This window comes from Amycolatopsis dendrobii (assembly GCF_014145675.1).
GTDB classification, from domain to species: Bacteria; Actinomycetota; Actinomycetes; order Mycobacteriales; family Pseudonocardiaceae; genus Amycolatopsis; species Amycolatopsis dendrobii.
Map to the genome: position 1 here is coordinate 61,446 of NZ_JACGZW010000023.1, position 19,246 is coordinate 80,691.

4 protein-coding genes are annotated in these 19,246 nt (G+C 69.7%); 1 reads left to right on the plus strand and 3 read right to left on the minus strand.

Annotated features, from left to right (window positions below; all coding sequences use genetic code 11):
• The first annotated feature begins 131 nt into the window (after nt 1-131).
• Nucleotides 132-1,142: a helix-turn-helix domain-containing protein gene (locus H4281_RS42655; protein ID WP_182896534.1), complete on the plus strand. Its 1,011-nt coding sequence runs from the start codon at nt 132-134 to the stop codon at nt 1,140-1,142.
• Between the two features lie 451 nt (nt 1,143-1,593).
• On the opposite strand, the gene H4281_RS42660 is transcribed toward H4281_RS42655, so the two are convergent.
• The 3 genes from H4281_RS42660 to H4281_RS42670 all read right to left on the minus strand — a co-directional run bounded on the left by H4281_RS42660 (nt 1,594) and on the right by H4281_RS42670 (nt 19,226).
• Entirely contained in the window at nt 1,594-2,706 is a 1,113-nt protein-coding gene (locus H4281_RS42660) for a hypothetical protein (RefSeq protein ID WP_182896535.1), read from the minus strand.
• Nucleotides 2,707-2,965: 259 nt separating this feature from the next.
• On the minus strand, nt 2,966-3,487 hold the full coding sequence (locus H4281_RS42665) for a type VII secretion system-associated protein (protein ID WP_220508686.1): 522 nt from the start codon (nt 3,485-3,487) through the stop codon (nt 2,966-2,968).
• Between the two features lie 43 nt (nt 3,488-3,530).
• The gene (locus H4281_RS42670) at nt 3,531-19,226 is read right to left on the minus strand and encodes a WXG100-like domain-containing protein (protein ID WP_220508687.1); all 15,696 of its coding nucleotides are present in this window, start codon (nt 19,224-19,226) and stop codon (nt 3,531-3,533) included.
• Between the last annotated feature and the right edge of the window lie 20 nt (nt 19,227-19,246).

Genomic DNA, 19,246 nt, shown 5'->3' on the forward strand with positions numbered 1-19,246 from the left:
CCCAGGGAATTTCCTGCGAACGGCGTCGGGCCATTCGGTGCCCAGTTGTCTACAGTTCGTTCAGCCCTGGCGGTGACGCGCTGGTGCCAGTGGCGCAATGGTGTCGGCCAGCCCGGTGGAGGTGCCTCCGAATGGTTCCCGAAGCAATCGGCCATCTCCTGACGCTCGGGCTCAAAGCGGACGAAGCAGAAATCTATCTCGACCTACTTTCGTCGGGACCGGTTCCGCCTGATCGGCTAGCGCGCGAGACCGGCCGCGACCCCGGCGAGGTGCGCCGCGTCCTGGCGCTGCTCGCCGGGATCGGACTGGCCGGCCCGGTCGACGGACCCGGTTCGCCGATGTCCGCGCTGCGTCCGGAACCGGTGCTGGAGGTCCTGAGCAGGCAACGCGAGGCCGAACTGGCCGGAGCGCGCGCGGCGATGACGCGCCTGTACGAGGAGTACCGCAGACATTCGGCGCGCTACGACGCCGACCCGATGATCGAGGTGGTCAGCGGAACCGCTGCCGCCGAACGGGTGCAGCAACTGGAGCGGGCGGCGCGGACGGAGGTCCGCGGCCTGGACTCGCCGCCGTACTACGCCGACGCGGACGCCAACGAGATCGAACTCGACAACCTGGCGCGCGGCGTCCGCTATCGCGCCGTCTACGGGCGGCTCGCACTGGAACGCCCCGAGTACGTCGCGGAGAACATCCTGCCCTGCGGCAAACGCGGGGAGGAGGCCCGGGTGCTGCCCGAGGTCCCGGTGAAGCTCCTGATCGTCGACGACTGCGCAGCCCTGTCCGGCGCGGACCGCACCGTGCTGCTCATCCGCTCGTGCGGCCTGTTCGACGCGCTCGCCGGGCTGTTCGACATGTGCTGGCAGGTCGCGCTGCCCCTCGGCCTCGCCGACGACACCTCAGGCCCCGAGATCCGCCCCAGCGAACGACGGCTCCTCGCATTGCTCGCCGCGGGACTGACCGACGACCAGGTGGCCCGGGTGCTCGGCGTGAGCAGGCGGACGATGTTCCGGTATCTGGAGAACCTGATGGCCCGTACCGGGGCGGCGAACCGGTTTCAGCTCGCGTTGCATGCGACTCGGAATGACTGGCTGTCGGTGGACAGCCAGGCTGGGGCTTCTCCGGTGCGGTCGGTGCCGTTGTGAGCTGGGGTGGTCCGGTTGGCTCGATGCGGACGGGTGCGTGGTGGGCGTGCGGGAAGGCCGGGCCGCCGGTCCGGGGCGGTGGACTGGTCTCAGTGCGCCTTGCCCCGCGACTCACAATTTCTGGCTCTCGGTGGACAGCCAGCGCTTCGCCGGCCCGGTCGACGCCGTTGTGAGCCGGGGCGCTCCGGCTGGCCGGATGCCGACGGGTGCGTGGTTGGCGTGCTAGAACCACGTCGCTAGAACCAGGTCGCGGCACAGGGCGGTGAACCGGCTTCGGCTCGCCCCGCGCTCCTCCACCGGTTGGCCCCGGCCGACCCGAGCCAGCCCGGGCAGTTCCACTTTGAGCCGAACGCGCCGCAGCACCGATTCGGTTGCGGCCGAACGCTTTCCCGCTAGAGCGACGGCCGCTCAGCGTGCATGACCAGCACTCAGCTGACGTCTGGCAGACCGTTCACCCCTCTCCAGCGAGCGCCGGAAACGCTTGCCTCAGCTCGGCGAACAGCACGCCGTGTCGCCCGTAGCCGAAGGCCACCGAGGCTGACCAGAGTGCCTCGAAGGCGGCGGCGAGCGGGTCCGGTTCCCGAGCGGAGAACATCGCCGGGAAAGCCATCGCTTGCTGCAGGCAGTTGTCGCTCCGTCCGTCCGGCGAGGTGGCCGTCGTGCGCGGAACCCGTTCGTCGGTGAGCAGAAGGTTCCACGCGCGCCGGTCGTCGTCGAAGGGAGGCGGCAACGGGCCGCCCTGTTCCATCGCCGCGAGCGCGGGGGCTATCCAGTCGACCTCGGTCAGGTGGGCCTCCGCGTACGCGCGCCTGACTGTCCACCGGGCGACCTGCCGCTGGACCTCCGGGTCTGTCTCCGCGAGAGCGTCGACCAGCGGGCGGTCCAGCTTCGCCACGCTCAGTGCGTGGCCCCCCAATTGACGCAGCCGTTCGACAGGCAGGCTTCCGCCCCACTCTTGTATCTCGGCTTGGCGGCGCGCTTCCACGGCGGCTCGTTCTCGTTCCTGCTGGACGAGGCGCCGCGCTTCGGCTTTCTCCTCCGGAGTCGGAGGCGGCGGCGTTTCCCTGGCGACTTTATGCCAGTAAGCGGCGGTCCCGCTGGTCTGCTTGACCACCCGGTCCGGTTCCGGCGGGCCCGGCCAGAACTGCAGCAGATAGCGGTCCGGCTCGAACTCCTCGCCCTCCGGGATGCCCAGCCGGTGCGCCTCGTCCATCCGGCTCCCGCTGTAGCGGACCCGGTAGTCGACCACGTCGAGATCGAGCGGCCGCGGGTCCTCGCCGTCCAAGCCGACCAGCGCGGTTTCGCCCTTGGGCCGGAAGGACGCCTCGACGATGTCTTCCCACGCGTCGTCCACCGGCGGGGCCTCGTCGTGCAGTTCCACCCGGAAGACGACGCAGCCATGGGCCAGTCCGGTGACCAGCGACAGCGTGCCTGGCACCGCGGCGCCGCACAGCCCGTTTCGCTGGCCGCCGAAAGACTCCGCGAGATCAGGCAGGTCCGGCCAGGTCCTCACATAGAGGTGCCCGTACTCGACTCTTGCCTCGCCGCTCATCAACACTCTCATCGCCGTTCCTCCCCAAGCCGGCTGCTGTCCCGGACATCATCGCGCGCACCACCGACAAAAACCGGGGCCTGAGCGGGAGCACGACAGAGTGATGCAGTTTCCGAACTCACAAGAGCGGTGCATCAGGTGCCGCGCCTGTTCGAACCCCCGAGGCCTGGGATTCAAAGGCGTCGCTGCAGGTGCGCTCGAACTGTGCCGGTCCGGGCCGAAGGGGCCTGCGCGGCTCTCACCGGAACTGATTGCCCGGAACGGGCGGCTGTCAGCCGCCGATCTCCCGGACGCTGTCGGCGAGCAGCCGCAGGCACCCCGGGGATCCGGGGTTGAGGAGCAAGTCAACGCCGTCGTAGTCGTTCAGCAAGCGGAGCAGGTCGACCGGAGCGGCCGGACGCCAGCCGGCGGCGCGCACTCGGCGGCGGTGCGCCGGGGCCGTCGTGACGAGCAGGCACGGGATGTTGTCCGGCGACGGCGCGACCAGCGGGGATTCGTCGGTGTCCACGGCCACCGCGAAGGCCGATTCGCGGAAGACCGTGGCCAACTGGTCGAAGTCCGCTTCGCCGCGGGCGGTCAGGCGGAGCACGGCGTCCAGCGGGTCGGTCGGGGAGTCTTCCGCGGCGGGTTCGTAGGACGGGTTGGGCTCGAAGCGGCTGACGGACCCGTCTTCGCGCGCGAGCCAGCCGCCGACCACGGCCTGCGGCGGCGGGCTCGGGACCTCGGCGCCGTCGGTCGTCGACGCCGGGTGCCACGCCGGGTCGACCAGCAGCACCCACTGGTCCTCGGACATCGCTGGTACCTCCTTCGCGTCCGGTGAATCTACCGGGCGGAATTCACTCATGGCTCGGACCGCCTTCCGCCAGTTCGGCCAGTTCCGCGGCCTGGCGCGCGGATGCCGCGCGTTCTTCCGCCTGGTAGCGGCGGATGGCGGCGGCGGTGTGCCACCGGTCGAGCCAGCCAAGGCCGACGACGCTCAGCCGGTGCAGGGCCGGTCGCGTCCTCGGGCCGTCGAGGGCGTTCCGCAGTGCGGTACGGAAGGCGTCTGCGGACAGGTTCTTCTCGGTCAGCTTCCGGACGACGGCGGTCAGGTCCCGGGCGTGACCGTCGGGGTTCGGACGGTCGGCGAGCCGGGTGATCTCTTCGCGCAGCAAGGCCCGGCCGCCGGGGGCGTCCAGGACGGGGGCCAGTGCACCATGCCGTTCCAGGATCTCGACTGCCTCGGCGATCCGGGTGACGTCAGCGCCGTCCCGGATCGCCTTGGCAAGGTCGTTGAGCACTGCGGCGGCGTCCGGCTTGCCCAGCAGGGTGTCGGTCACGCCGTGCAGATGGAGGACGGCGTGCTGCTCGGCCAGTTCGCCGTGGAGCGCGGCGAGTTCGCGGGCGGCGGTCCAGACCAGGTCCGGTCGTTCGTGCCGCGCGACGTTCTCGGCGAGGGAAGCCGCCGATTCGCCGCGGCCGAGTTCCGCGAGGACCCAGCCGAGCAGCTTGGCGGTGCCGTCCCGGTCGCTCAGCGCGATCGGTCCGGTCGGCGGCGTCGGGCGGAACCACCAGCGGTGCGTGGCGGTGCGCACGAGCTCTTCGATCATCAGCGCCGTGTCGGGGCTGTCGCCGAGCAAGTAGTGCGCAGCCGGGTGCTCGGCCGCCGGCAGCCGGACGGTGACCGCGTCGGCTGGGCGGTCTGTGCCGTCGGTGCGCAATTGCTCGGTGAAGTTTCGGATCGCGGTGGCGTCGGTGGTCAAGACGGACGGTCCACTAGGGACGGACACATCGGACTGTGAGTAGTGCACCCCCACGGTGCGACCGTGCTGTGTCCAGGGCTGAGGTGTCGCGGGCGCGGGTCCGTCGTCGAGACCGTGGAACACCGTCGGCGCAGGCGTGCCAGTCGACATCTCGGCGCCTGGGCCGAAAGCGATCCTGACTCGACCGTCCCCTTCGGACACTCGGATCTTCACCGGGACGCGGTCCAGCACGCCGGTGCCCAGGGCGTCGGCGAGGTTCCCGGCCAGTTCGCGCGCCGCGGCGGTGGCGCGCACCCGGCCGTCCGGTCCGGTTCCGGTGACCTCGATCGGCGGGACCGGGCCGTCCGTCGAACGCAGCGTGTCGATCAAGTTGTCCAGCGGCGTATCGGCGACCAGGACGGCGTCGGCGGCGTGCATCGTGGCGGCGCGCTGAACCTCGCCGAGGTGGTAGTGCACGCGGCTGTCGTCGATGGTCAGCAGTGCCCGGGCAGCGGGCGGCAGCGGGACGTCGTGCACCTTGCCGGTGTAGCTGCTGCGGTCGGTCACGGTGCGGACGAGGGCGGACAGCTCAGGGTCGGCCGCGATGTAGGACAACGCCGCCTGCCACACCAGATCCGGATCGGCGTGCCGGCGCACCGCGGGCTCGACGGCAGTCAGATGCAGGTCGCCGTCGCGGTTGTGCAGGCCGCGCACCAGCGTCTGGATCACGCGCTGGGTCAGCTCCAGCGTCTCGAACCGGTCCGACAGCGGGGCCGGATCGCCCTGCGGCGGCAGGAGCCAGCTGTGGTCGCTGTTCATCCGGACCTCCGTCATGCCCGGCAGTTCGAGCGCGGAGTTCAGGCCGATCCGCCGGGCCGTCTCGGTCATCGCGACCGGGCCGGAGCGGTACATCACCGACTGCCGGTGCACCCGGCCCATCGGCGTGGCGAAGAAGCTCTGGCCGAGCGAGTCCGCCTCGCGCGGCATCAGATTCGCTTGCGTCTGGCCGTAGTTGTCGCGCAGCTGGTCCAAATAGGACGCGGCGAACGGGTGTCCTTTCGACATGGTGAACGCCGAATTCGCGATGTTCCCGCCGACCCGGTGCACCGCGTACCCGGCGTCGGACCGGGCGGCGCGGACGACGTCGTCCAGTCCGTGCACGACATTGTCGCCGTCGGTGTAGAGGCCGCCGAACCGGTGCATCAGCTCCAGCCGGAGGATGTCGCTCGCCGCCGCGTACCCCGGACCGGTCTGTTTGGCCAATTCGGACAGATAGAACTCCTGTGTCCGCATGGGATGCTCGCTGGTGAACACTTCGTCCACATTGACCAGCTGGACGCGGTGCTCGGTGGCCCACCGCAGCAGGTCCCGGACGTCGTGCAGCGGATCCGGGCCCTCCTCCGGGGCGGTGCTGGTCAGCGCCAGTTCGGTTTGCCAGCGCGGCACGTCCGTCCACAGCACGGGGACGATGCCGTCGCCGAGCCGGTCCGCGGCGTCGCCGAAGTTGCGGCGGAAGGTGTGCATGGTGCCGGCGTCCTTGAGCGGGCCGCCCAGCCAGATCGCGTGCATCAGCAACGGTGTTGACGTCGTCTTGGCGAGCGGTTCGACGTCGCCGGGCGCCCAAGCGGACAGTTGCTCGTCCGGGCGTTCCTTCTCTAAGGTCCAGTCTCGGTTGTCGTCCAGGTTCGCCGGGTCCAGGTGTTCGCTGCTCAGCTGGTAGCCCTTGGCGAGGTCCAGCAGGTCAAGGAAGCTGATGCCCTGTCCGGCGGTGAGGTTGCGGTAATCGTGCCCCCGCGAGAACTCCGGCGGCTCCGGCGCGCGGTAGAGGCCGAACAGGTCCGGTCCCAGCAACGGTGCCGGCGGCGGGCCGTCGACTGCGGTCCGGCGAAGGTCTGCCACCAGATCCTCAGGCGAGGAATAGCGGGTTTCCTCGACGGGCGGCGCGGTGTCTGTTGTGGACTGGACGGAAGGATTGCCGAAGGTGCGGAAGTGACCGCCGTCGGTGACCGCGGTGAAACCGGCTGTCGCGCCGATCGCCCTGCCGAGTGTCGCCGAGCCTCGGCCGAACAACGCCGGTTTGGTCGGTGCGTGCACTGTGGACGGTCCGCCGAGTTCGCTGAGTGCGCGCTGGAAGTCGTGGGCCAGGCCTCCTGGCCCGTCGGTCTGGCCGGTGCTGCACGCGATCAGCGTGACTGAATGGGACTGGGCCAGCGGAGCGGCCTGTGCGACGATCCGGGCGAACGTATCGCCGTCGACCCGTACCGTCTTGCCGCCCAGCAACGTCACTTTGACCGATTGTTCGCGTCCGTGGGCGAAAACGAAGAGGGAGTCGTCGTCCCACGGCGCGGCGGTGTGGTCGGCCCACTCGCCGAACCGGCGGCCGGACAGTTCCGGTTTGGTTTCGTCGGCATGTTTCAGGAGCGGGTCGAACTTCTGGGGCGTCGCGCCTTCCGGAAGGGTGCTGACCGTACCGGAGTTGGCGGCGACCCAGTCCCGCTCAACGCTTTCGGTGTGCTCGTTCGCCGGGAGGAACGAGACGGCGCGAACCCGGCCGGAACCGTCGGTGATCTGGCGGACCTGGATCTCGCGCGGGCCGAAGCTGTACGGCCGATCGGTGTCAGTGTCCCAGCCGGACACTGTGTCGTTCGCTTCGACGGTTCCTTCGCGGTGCTGTTCCGGCGTGTCCTCCGGCGGACGCGGCCAGGTGTGCGCGTTGATCTGGCTGTCCGCTTCGGACTTGGCCTGCCACCATTTCCGCAGCGCCTCGTCGGCTTTCTCGCGGGCTTCCTGGATCCGGTTGGCCGCGTCGTCCTGCCGCGCGGAGTGGTCGGTGCGGTTGTTGCGGTACTCGTCCAGCACCGCCAGGATTTCCGCGGCGCGATCCTGCGCCGCCTGCCGCTGCTGGACCAGGTCAGCCTGCTGGTTCCGGATCTGCTGGACCTGCCGTTGCGCGTCCCAGGCCCGCGCGACCAGATCGCTTTGCGCGACGGAGCCAGGTTCCTCGCCGAGCGCCAGCGAAAGGAGTTGTTCGTCGAGTTCGTCGAGCCGGGCGATCTCGTCGTTGCCCGCGCGCAGCGCCTGGCCCACGTCACGAGCTTCGTTCTGCGCAGACTGCACCGCTTGCCGCATTCGCCGCACCGGATCGCCGTCGGCCGGAAGGTTCAGCCCGCGTGCGTTATCGGCCGTGGTGCGGACGTTGTCGTTTTCGGACAGCCACGCATCGTCGAAGTCGCGCTGTGCCTGTTCGAGTTCTTCTTCCGCGGTACGCCAATCTTCGGCGGCTTTCTTCACCGTGTCCTGCGCTGAAGCGAGCGTGGCCGGCAGCGGTTCGCCGAGCGACTGCTCCAGGTCCGTTTCGCTCATCCGCGTCCGCGAAGACTGCGGTACCCGAACCTCGACCGCCGCGGTCTTGCCGTCGACCGTCGCGACGATCCGGTACTCGACGTCGAATCCGACCAGCCCGGTCCGGCCCTTGTCCTTGCCGACGACGGACCGCTGCGCCGCGGCGGTGCTGGACGTCGGATCGCTCTGCCCGACCGGGCCGCGCACGTCGAGCCCGCCCCAGGCGTGCGTGTTCCGGCCCGGATCGGTGATCCCGCCGGTGCCGATGTTGCCCTGCTGCTCGCCGGTGACCGTATCCTTGGCCTCGCCGGTGAACGTGGACCCGGATTGGTCCGAACGCTCCAGTTTGACCGAATCGCTCAGCCCGGCCAGCTCCGGCTTCACCACACGGGTGTACACCTTCACCGACGCGTGGCTGCTCCCGGTCACCGCGGAGGAATGCAGATCCGGGGTAGCGAACGGTGTGCCGACCATATTCGGGAGATGCGCTTGCAACGTCTCGTTGGTGATCGAGGACGAGAGCGTGTTGTGCGCGCCGGTGCCGGGTCCGGTGAGCCCGTTGCCCGCACCGGCGAGCCGCAACGCCCGGAGGGCGGCGGCCCGCACGTCCGCGGCGCCGCGGATCCCTTCGACGGTCGACGATTTCGGCAGGGGACCGAAACCTTCCTGCTGCCACGCTTCGAGACGGTCCGGAGCGGACTCCGCGGCGCTGAGTTCGGTCGTGCGCGAGCCGTACAGTTTGGTGTGGTACTGCTCGTCGCCGGAGATCCGGTGGTCGTCCGCCGAGGACCGCGCGGTCACGGTCGCCTCCTGAGCGGCGACCGGGTAGGTGCGCCCGTCGCGGGCGACGACCAGTTCGAACTGGACCTGGTGCTGATACCGCGCCGACGGTCCGCTCGAGGACGAGGTCAACGCCGTGGTCGTGGTCTTGTTCTCGACGGTCTGGTCGGTCTTCGCGCGGGTCCCGGACGCGCCAAGGTACGCGCCGTCGTAGCCGCTGACCTTGGGCTGGCTGTCCTGGAACAGACCGCGGCCGGCACCGCGGACCTGCCCGCCGTAGGACGAGCCGCGGCCGGAATTCTTCTTGTCCGTCCGAGTCGAGTTGACGACGTGGTCGACCTCGCTGCCGTCGTGCTTCACGCCGAGGAACTGAGTGTCGAGGATCTTCGCTTTGAGCAGCAGCTGGTAGTTGTCGGTCCAGAGCACACCCGGGTCTTGGGCCACCAAGGACACCCCGCCGTCCAGCGCACCGTCCACAAGGGACGTGACCGCTTCCGGAGAGGCGGTGTCGAGCGTCCGCTGGAGGTTGTTCATCGAATCGTTCAGCACCGATTTCGGCAGCAGCCGGTCGCCGAGTTTGCCGAGCTGCTGCCGGGCGTCCTGCACCAGCTTCGTCAGGTTGGGAGCGTCTTCCAGCACCGCCGAACCGAGCGAGCTGGACTTGCCGCCGACCAGTGGCGGAGCCGAAAGCTTGCCCGGCGCCGGAGTGCGCGGCTCGACCGGCGGCAGCAACCCCTCCGCGCGTGCCTCGTCCTCAGTCATCGCCACGAAGACCGAACCGGGCAGCCGGACGTCCGCGCCCGCTCGGGAAATCGACCCGTTGACCAGTCCTTCCTGCCGGCTTTCCGCGATCAGCCGGACGTTCGTGTCGTACTGCACCAGCACCGTGCGACTGTCCGAAGAGGACCGGTTGGTGTGGTCGACGCTGGCGGTGATCTCGTGGGACGAACCGGAGCTGCGCTGCCACGGGCTCCACTTCGCGGTGCCGAAGAACTGGCCTTGGCCGTGTGTGTCGCTGCCGATCGGCCGGACGGTCAGGCCGAGTTGCACGTTGGCTTCGACGGATTGCTTGTGCGTGCCCTCGTAGCCGGCTTTCGAACCGCCGGAATACGTCCGGTCGCCGCCGCCGGTTTCCGAGACCGCGACCAGCTTCGGATTGCTCAGCGAGATGCCCATGCCGAGGCCGCCGACGCGGTCCGCGACGCGGCGGTCGTAGCGGAATCCGTTCGCCGTACCGCCCTGCTTGAGCAGCTTCGGAGTGAGGCCGCGGAAGTTCTCCGGCGAGAACATCCGGTCCACGCGGGCACGCGCCTCGCTGCCCGGCAGGCCGAGGACCGCGTCGCCGCCGGCCGCGCGCTGGAGCTGGCGCAACGCCTCGTCCCGCACCGCCTCGGTGTTCGCGAACGCTTCCACGTGCAGGAACTTCGGCGTCGTCTGGTTCTGCTGCTGGGTCAGCAGGTCGTCGATGCTCGGGGTTTCGTTCGGTGTCATCGCGACGACGCCTGGCTTGCCTGGCTTGAACTCGGACGGGTCCTTGGCGAGCGCGGCGCCGTCGTTGATCCACAAATCGACTTTGCCGTCGATCTTCGGCAGGTCAGGATCGCCGGTTTTGGCCACTGTGGACACGTTCGGCGTGACCCGGAACGGCGATCCGGGCGTCAGCCGCCGCACCCACGGCCGGTGCCGGGTGTAGCTGGTGATCTCGACCTCGAACTCGACGTCGTGCTCGAAGACCTGCGAATCCGGGCTGCCGCCCTTGCCGGTCGCCGTGGTCACCGTCGGGCCGCCGGAGTTCTTCCAGGTCCGGTTGTCCGAGTACTGCAGCGGGCTGACGGTCGGGCTGATCCCGAGGTTCGCGCCCGCCGTGGCGCCTGGAATGATCACTCGGCCTTCGAGGCCGACCGACCAGCCTCGTTCGGTGGTGGTCGCGCTGGTCAGCGAGGGGCTCGTTTCGTTGCTGTTCTTGATCGAACGGCCGTCTGCCTGACCGAGGTGCCGGCCGGGGCCGGGCTTCGCCTTCACGGTGACGTTGAGGTACTCGTCGGTGAACAGCCCGCGTCGCTTCAACTGCGCTGAAACGCCTTGCGAGAACAGACTGTCCATTTTGCCCCGAAGCGAGGCGGCCGAGAACGTGGACGTGATCTTCCGCAGGTTCGCGAACCGCTCGGAGATGTCCCGGCTGGATCCTTGGTTGTCGCCTTGGAACTTGTCCCAGCGGGGCAGGAACTTGTCCGCGCCCGGCAGGTTCCGGAGAGCGTTTTCGATCTGTGGCTGGACGCGCGTCGCCGGTTCGAACGACCCGGGCCGCGCGGTGCCTGCCGCCATCGCCGCCGCGAGATAGGGCGGCTCGTAGCGCGCGCCGACGTCTTTGAACTTCGCCGGGGTGTTCTTCGGCACCGGGAGACCCTGGGCTTTGGCCTCGGGCAAGCCCATCCGGGTGTACGAAGTGGCCTGGACGGTGGTCTTTTCCCCGGTCGAGGTGGTGACGTCGAGGTCGACGGTGACCTTGTACAGGCCGATGTCGCCCTTCGCGTTCACGGTGGACTTGCTGGTGAAGCTGGTGCCGCTTGTGGACTGTTGGTTGACCTTCCGGGAATAGCTGCCGCTGACCCCGCCGACACCGCCGACCGTCCCGGGCACATACGAACCGCCGCCGAAGATCGCGTTGACCTCGCCGCCGTATTTGGAGGAGACCGTGGTGCTTCCGCCGTTGACCGAGGAATCGTTGAACCGCAGTTCGCTGTCGCCCGGGATGGTGCCGAGGTACTCGACGTTCGTCGGCCGCGCCGCCAGTTGCACGGCGTCACGGTGCGCACCGTGCGGGCTGAGCAGGTCGTTCGACACCACCGGACTGCCCTGCATCGCGGTGCCGAGCATGCCGCGGACGCCGCCGCGGCTGAGGAATTCCCGCAACGAGGTGCGGCCCGGGGCGCCGAACTTCGTCACCGACGGATGCAGGTTCTTGCTCACCTGATCGAACAGCGCGTTCTCGTCGAAGTCGACTGCTTCCGGCGAGAGGAATTCGATCTTCTTGACCCAGTCCGGCTTCGGCTCCGCCGGCCCGGCCGTCTGTTCCTGCTTCAGGTCGGCCAAGTCGGCGGAGAGGACGAGTCCGACTTGTCCGTCCACTGTGGAGCCGACCAGGCCGCCGGTTTCGTTGCGGACCGTGATCCGATAGGTGACCGGAGCGTCCGCCCGCTGCATGTCGCCCGCCGTGCGGATCACCCGCTGATCGGTGCCGGTCGTGGTGCCGGTGTGCTCCGCGGACGGACTGGCGAGCTGTGCGGTGCCGCCGACGGACGCGTACGGGCCCGCCGGGAACATCGCGAAGTACGAGGAGCCGACGACCTTCGCGGTCGTGTCGGTGTTCGGGCTCGCGTGGGTGGTCTTGACCTCGTTCTTGACGTCGCCGATGGTCGGCTGCGGGAGTTTCGCGATCTGGCCGGCATCGACGGAGCCGAAGTCCGGCTCCGCGGTGACGTGCACCTCGTACCACTTCTCGCCCGCGCGCACCATCTGCTTGCGGCCGTCGCCCATAAAGGACTCGAACTCAGGACCGGAGAGGGAATCGGCAATCGCGTCGACACCGTGGATTCGCGGCGGGTGCTGCTGCTTCGGGGTGAGGCGGTGGATCAGGTTCTCGATGCTCGTGCCGACGTCCTTGGCGCCGCGGACGTCGACCGGGACCACGGAGCCGAGCGCTTTGCCGTCGCGGACGAACTCGGGCAGCCGGTCGGCGAGGGGGCGGGTGTCGGGCTCCTCTTCGGTTTGCTCGTCCGCGACGAGCACGGCGTCGTCCCGCCGCGGCGTCCAGTCCGAGACCAGCTGGTCGAAGAACGCCGCGCGCTGCGGGGCTTCGGCTCGCAACCGGTCCGGGTCGAGGAAATAGAACTTGGCCGTTTCGGCCATGTCCTCGTTCGGGTTCGTCGCGCCGTAGCGGGTGATCGGGCGTTCGCCGTCGAAGGCCGGGAAGCCGTCGGCGGTCCAGTATCCGGTGTGCTCGTTGAAAGCCGAGAGGTTCTCCGCGCGGAGTTCCTTCGCTATCCGGGCGGCGCGAACGCGGATCAGGTCGGCTTCGCCGCGTTTCGCGAAGACGTCGGGATGGGAGTCTTCGAGCTGTTTGATGAAGTCCGACCGCCGCGGCGCGTCTGCGGCCAGCTTGCCCGGGGCGGCGAGATGGGTGCGGATCGAGCCGGCGAAGTCCTCGAAATCGCTGCGGAACTTCGGATCTGCCGGCGGTTCGGCTCCGGGGGCCCGCTTCGGGGTGTTGTCCTCGTTCCAGACTCCGACGTGCTCGATGTAGTCGTCGAGGGCGTATTTGAGCAGGCCGTGGGACAGTTCGTGGGTGACCATGCCTTCGACCTCGCGACGGCCGCCGCCGAAGTCCCGGTCGAATCCGGCCATCGCGTAAATGTTGACCGTCCGGTGCGAGCCGATGTATTCGCCCGCCATGCCAGGGGAGAGCTGCCCGTTCTCGATGCCGAAATTCACCGCGCCGATGTGCTGGACTTCCTGCTCGATTCCAGCCCGAGAGGAATTCTGCCGCTGGTCGCCGATGATCGGGGCGTAGTGCTTGAGCGCGTCGGCGACGGCGGCCTTTTCGTCGGGGGTGAACTGCCGGGGTTTCACGCGGTTCGCGACGGTCTCGCTGGCTTTCGGGTTGCTTTCCCGGACCGCCTGGGCGCCGCGCTCGGAGTCGAACTGGACGCCGGTCTGCTGGTCGTGCGTTCCCGGGGCGGGTTCGCTCGCCGGGCCGGGGCTCGTGTCCTGCGGGGCTTTGATGGGAGTGTGCAGATTCGGCTTGCCGCCCGGATCGGGCTGCTCGCGGTGATCGTTCCGGTGCGGCGGCGGGTTCGGCGCGGGGGCGTCGCCGAGGTGGTGGTCGCGGATGTTCGCGGTGTTCGAGACCTGCTCGATCTGCGCGAGATTGCCCTGGTTGAGCCGTGAATCGTGCCAGGCGTCCGGCCCCATCACCCCAGGCTGGTCCTCGCGGTTGAAGAGCATTTCGTCGTTCTGGTAGCCGTCGCCGAGGCCGAGGAAGTGCATCAGCTCGTGCGTGACGCCGAAGGGCGAATCGCGGACGTCCCAGTTGAGCTGGTTGGTGTCCGGGGTATCCGGGTCCACAGTGGAATCGTGCAGGTTCACCGGGATCCGGCGGCGGGGGTCGGCCTGCCAGCTGGTGTCGTCCGGGTGGATGTCGTCCGCGACGCGGATGTCGAGCCGGAGGTGCAGCTGGTCCCCGCCGGGCAGCCGGGACGATTGATTGACCCACTCCTGGAGATGGTCCCGCAGTTCGTTGACGAACTGTTCTCGCCGCTCGGGCGTCACCGACCCGGAATGCGAGGTCAGATCGATCGGAATGGTGTGCTCGCGCACCCACTGCCCGGGCGCGATCTCGAACCGGCGCACGTCGAACCTGATGTGCGCCATCGCTCCGGCGAGCTGCCCGCCCCTGAGGCCCGCGCGATTCCCGGTGAATTGCTCGGCGATCTTCTTGATCGGGTCGAACCGCTCCGAGGAAAACCGAGTGACCGGTGCCGTATCGCGGCGGCCATTCCAATCCTTCGGCCCCGGCAGAGTCTTCGGATCCGGCTTCGGTGCTGTCTTCGCCCCGTTGTTTTTCGGCGCAGCAGCGGGCGTCTGCGTGTTCGCCGGCCGGTTGCCGCTGAGATTGTCGACCAGCGCCTGCCGGGTGGCGAGCGTCAGACCGGCGAGCTTCTTGCCGTCCTCGACGTTCTCCTTCATGCCCTTGACCAGCGACGTGCGCTCGTTCTTGGGCAAATTTGCGACAACCTCGGAAAACACCTCGGGCCGATTCGGCTGCGGCCCGCTCGGCGTGATCCCGTGGAACGCGGCTTTCGCGGCGATCTTCGCCAGGTTGGGGTCGAGAGCCGTGTGATTGCCGAGGTAATGGCCGATCAGGTCGGACCAGGTGGTTTCGTTGGCGTGGCTTTGAGTCAGCGCGGTGATCCCGTTCGGGTCCGTGCCGACCTTGCCCGCGATGCGCGCACCGTTGGTCTGGATCGCGAGATCGGACGAGAATTTCGCGATCGCCTCCGGATGGTCGCTGTATTGCCAGCTCGGGTTGCGTTGCGCCAGCACCGAATCGACGAGACCCTGGCCTTCTTTGGCCCCGTAGTCGAAATTGCCGGTGTTCGGGTTCTTGGTGCCGAACGTCGCGTCGTTCTCGAGCTTGTTCCCCTGCATCCGGACAAAAGTGTTCGGCTCCGGAAAGTAGACCGTCCGGGAGTCGACCCCGGCGAGCGCCTGCCGAACGTCGAGATCCAACTGTGCCGCGCGATTCGCGAGATCCCCGTCCTCGGGCCGGACGTGATACCCGCCGCTGATCACCTCCGGCGGCCCTTCGGGATTCTGCTGCACCACGGTGTTGACCGCGTCGAACAACGGCCCGGTGCGGGTGTTGAAGGAGTGGACGTCGGCGTCGCCGGTGTGCAGGTAGACCTCGTTGGCGCCGCCCGCTTCCCGGATTTGCCCGGTGAGCTTCTCGGTGACCGGATTCCGGACCATCGTTTCGCGGATGCCGCCGTAAGGGATGGTCTTCTGGTCGATGGCCGGGTTGCTCGGGTGTTTCCAGGTGAACCCGATAATCGCTACTGGGAAGCGGTTGTCCCAGGTATTCCGGAACTGCTGGATCTTCTGGTTGATCGCTTGTTCTGACCCCGGCGTCCCGTTGATTCCGATGACGAGGCCGAACCGCCCGTCGGAGGAGTTCCCGGTGAACCCGGCCGCGTACTTGTCCGCGATGGTCTGGAGATTGTCGTCCGGAGTGGCGGCGACGGTGGCTACCACGCCGACGCTGTCCTGGTTGTTCTCGTTGCGAGTGCCGAGGTCGCCGATGATGCCGGTTTCGTGCACGACGGTGAACTTGAAGTTCTTGAGGTGCTGCGCGAAGTCTCCCTTGCCGCCGGTGACGGGGGGCTGCTTCCCGGCGTTCGGCCCCGGACCGGTGGCGGGGTTCGGCTTCTTCGGCGCCGCTGCCGGAGTGTGCAGGTTGCGGTTTTGGGGCTTCGCTTCGGTCTTCTTGGGTGCTGCGACGGGAGTGTGGAGGTCTCGGCGCGGGGCGGTGTCCCCGCGGGGGCGCGGGGCAGGAGCGGGCTTCGTGCCGATCGGCTTGGCCGGTGACGGCGGTCGGCCGTTCTTGGGGCCGTCCGGATCCGGGTTGGCGGGGGTGGCCGGCTTGGGAGAGGCGGCGGACTTCTGACCGGGATGAGGCGATGAGGTCGGGTTGGCGGCGGTGGCCGGATTCGTAGCGGTGCCGGACTTCCGGGCGGGGTTAGGCGGTGAGGCTGGGCTGGCGGCGGTCGGAGTCGGGTTGGCGGCGGTGGCCGGCTTCGCCGAGGTGGCGGACTTCTGACCGGAGTCAGGCGATGAGGCCGGGCCCGTGGCGGACGGAGCCGGGTGAGCCGACGGACTCGGTGCGGAAGCGGGCTTGGCGGGCGGCTTCGGGTTGGAATCGGTGGCTGGGGCCGCGGCGGGTTCGGCGGTGCGGTCCGGGCGTGGACTGCCGGGAGTGTTCGGCCTCGAGCCGGGCCCGGCAGCGGGGTCCGTGCCTGTCTTCGGATCCGGGTCGGCAGCCGGGGTCGGGTTCGGATCGGCGGTGGTGGTGGCCGGGTCCGGGCTCGGGCCGGGTTGGGCGACTGGGTCCGGAGCGGATCCGGAGCCTGGGTGGGCAGCCAGGTTCGAATTCGGAGCGGGCGTGGTGGCGGGGCTCGGTTTGGCGGCGGAGTCCGGGCTGGTGGCTGGATTCGGCTCGGCGCCGGGGCCTGGATGGGCAGTCCGGCCCGGGGCCGGAGACGGGGTGAGGTTCGGGTCGGCGGCGGGGGCGGGGCTCGCCTTGGCTGCCGGATCCGGGTTGGCGACCGGGCCCGGCGGGTTGGCCTGGGGACCCGGGTTGGGGCTGCCGGTCGTCGGTCCGGGGCCGGCGACCGAGGTCCGGACGGGGTTCGCGCCGTCGAAGGTGGTCTTCGGGGCGGGGCTCGGGGTGGAGTCGATGCCTTTGACGCTGGTCGACGTCGGCGGCGGCACCGGCTTGGGCTGCGGGGCGGCGGCCGGGTCGGGGGAGTTCGGGTTGGCGCTGGTGGCTGAGCTTGAGCTGGTGTTCGGGGTGCGGACGGAGTCGGGGGACGGGTTCGTCTCGGGACCGCGGTGAACGGACGGGCCCGGGGAGGCGGTGCCGTTCGGGGCGGGCGACGAGTTCGAAGAACCCGGGCTGGGGTGGCCGGACGGCCTTGGCGCGGTGTCCGGGCTGGGGTGGGGAGTCGGGTTCGAGGAGCCGTTCGCCTGGCTGGGGTCGGAGTGCGGGGCGGTGTCCTGGTGGCCGAAGCCGGGTAGCCCGGTGTCGTGTGGTGCGGTGGGCGCGGGCGGCGAGGCTGGGTGGTTGCTCGCGGACGGGTGGCCGTTTGTGCTGGTGGCTGGCGGGTTTGCGGTCGTGGCGGAGTCTGGCGCCGAGGACCCGGGGGTCGCGTCTCGGGGCCCGGCGGGTGCGGACGGCGGCGGAGCGGCGGTCCCGGTCTTGACCGAGTCCGGCGTGGACGGGGGCGGGGCGGCGTGGTGCCCGGTGCCGTCCGGGCCTTGGCTGACGGGGGAGGCGCCCGGGTTGGTGTCCGTGCCGGAGGACGGGTTGGGGCTGGGGCCCTGGTTGGTGCTTGTGCTGGGGGACGGGCTGGGGCTGGAGCCAGGGTTGGTGTTTGCGCCGGGAGAGGGGTTGGTGCCGGAGCCAGAACTGGTGCTGGGGTTGGTATTCGTCCCGGAGGCCGGGTTGGCTCCGGGGTTGGTGTTCGTGCCGGGCGAGGGGCTGGTTCCGGAATCGGTGCCCGCGCCCGGATTCGGGGCCGGGCTCGCGGCTGGACTGGTGCTCGGGTTTCCGCTGGTGGGGACGGGGCTCTGGTTGCCGTTCGGGCCGGGGGCGTGGTCGGCGGACGGGCTGGTGGCGGTGCTCCCGCCCGGGTTTGCGGTGCCGGGAGGGTTCGAGCCGGTGCCGGGGTTCGCGTTCCCGGACGACTCGGCGCCCCCGGCGGGGTTGCTGCCGGGCGAGTGGGGGCTTTGCGCGGGATGGCCGGCCGGGCCCGCGGCGGGCGGCGGGGTGGCGGGGGCGGAGCTGGGGGCGTTGTTCGCGGAGTTCGGGCCGCCCGTCGAAGTGGAGTCGGGGGAGCTTGCGGAGTGAGAGCCGTTCGCCGAACTTGAGTTGGTGGCGGGGTTCGGGGCTCCGGTTGACGGGCTGCCGTTCGTCGAGTGACCGTCGGTTGCGGGATGGGAGCTGCCGCTGGGGTTCGGTCCGGCGGCGGAGTTCGGGGTGCCGGACGAGGGGGAGGAGTTCGAGGTGCCGCCGGTCGTCGCGTCGTGGGGGGTGTTCTGGCCGCCCGTCGAGTGGGAGCTGCCTGAAGCCGAGTTGGTGTCGGGGGAGGTGTTCTGGCCGTCGCTGTGCGGGGTGTTGCCGCCGGAGCCATGGGGGCCGGAGCCGTTGACCCCGCCGGATCCGGAGGCGTTAGCGCTGCCGGAGCTGGTGGCGCCGCCGGGACCAGCGCCGCCGGGACCACCGGAGCCGTCGGAGTTTCCAGAACCAGCGCTGCCTGGGCCGGAGCCGTGGGCGCCGCCTGGGCCGGAACCGCCGGAACCCGGGCCGTTGGCGCCGCCGGAGCCTCCAGGACCAGGACCGCCAGAACCGGAGCCGCTGGAATCCCCGGAACCGAAACCCCTCGAATCACCGGACCCGCCGGGCCCGTTCGGGCCGTTGACCGGGTCCACCTTGATGTTCCCGGTCCCGTTCTCCCCGCCGGGATCGTTCGGGCCCTTCCCCTGGCCGCCGTCGTTGCCGCCGCCGGTGAGCTTGTCGTGCAGGTTCTGGCCCGCGTGATGCGCGCCGTGAGTGGCGGCGCCGCTGAGGCCGCCGTTCAGGGCTCCCCAGCCCAGGCTGTCCAGGTCTCCGCCGAAGAGGCCCGCGCCGGCCAGTCCGACTACTACCTCGGTCGCCGCTTCCACGCCGGCGGCGCCGAAGACGTTGTGGCCCCACTTGCCGAGGCCGCTGTGCGCGCCCGCGGCGAACGCGCCGCCGATGGCGCCCAGCGCGGCGTTCTGGCCGATTTGCTTCCAGTCGAAGCCGTCCCGGTTTCCCTGGGCGATCTGGATGAACTCGGCGAGCATCTCCTCGGCCGCCTCTTCCGCGGCTTCCTGCGCGGCCTCGCGCGCGACCCTCGACAGCAGGCTCATCAGACGCGACATCAGCGAGCGTTCGATCTGCATCACCGCGGTCCGCCCGGCTGCCCAGATTCCCGGGATCAGCGGGGCGGTGAACGGGTTGGTCATCGCCCAGATCAGGTCCGCCGCGGTGACCGCGATGGAGATCAGGATGCCGTATTTGGCGTTCTCGACATTCAGCGCGTATTCGCGCAGAGCCGCGGCTTGCTGCTGGGCGCGGTAGGAGAAACCGGCGCCCATGGTGCTGAGTTTGTTGGCGTAGTCGGCGAAGTTGGTCGCCACCTCGCCGCCTACGTTGGAGACCACCTGCTCCGCCAGCTGGCTGAAACCGGTGCCCGCGGCGGAAATCTCCTGCGCGACCTGGTCCCATTCGGCGGCCAGTTCGCGGGCTTTGTCCTCGTCGCCCTGCGGCCAGGCGTCGCCCGCGATGATGTAGAACACCCAGTTCAGGCTGGGGTCCACCATGAGGCTCATCGCGGGGCACCTCCTGCGAG

Coding starts and splice junctions, on each gene's coding strand:
- H4281_RS42655 (WP_182896534.1), top strand. CDS start 132: ATGGTTCCCGAAGCAATCGGCCATCTCCTGACGCTCGGGCTCAAAGCG.
- H4281_RS42660 (WP_182896535.1), bottom strand. CDS start 2,706: ATGAGAGTGTTGATGAGCGGCGAGGCAAGAGTCGAGTACGGGCACCTC.
- H4281_RS42665 (WP_220508686.1), bottom strand. CDS start 3,487: ATGTCCGAGGACCAGTGGGTGCTGCTGGTCGACCCGGCGTGGCACCCG.
- H4281_RS42670 (WP_220508687.1), bottom strand. CDS start 19,226: ATGAGCCTCATGGTGGACCCCAGCCTGAACTGGGTGTTCTACATCATC.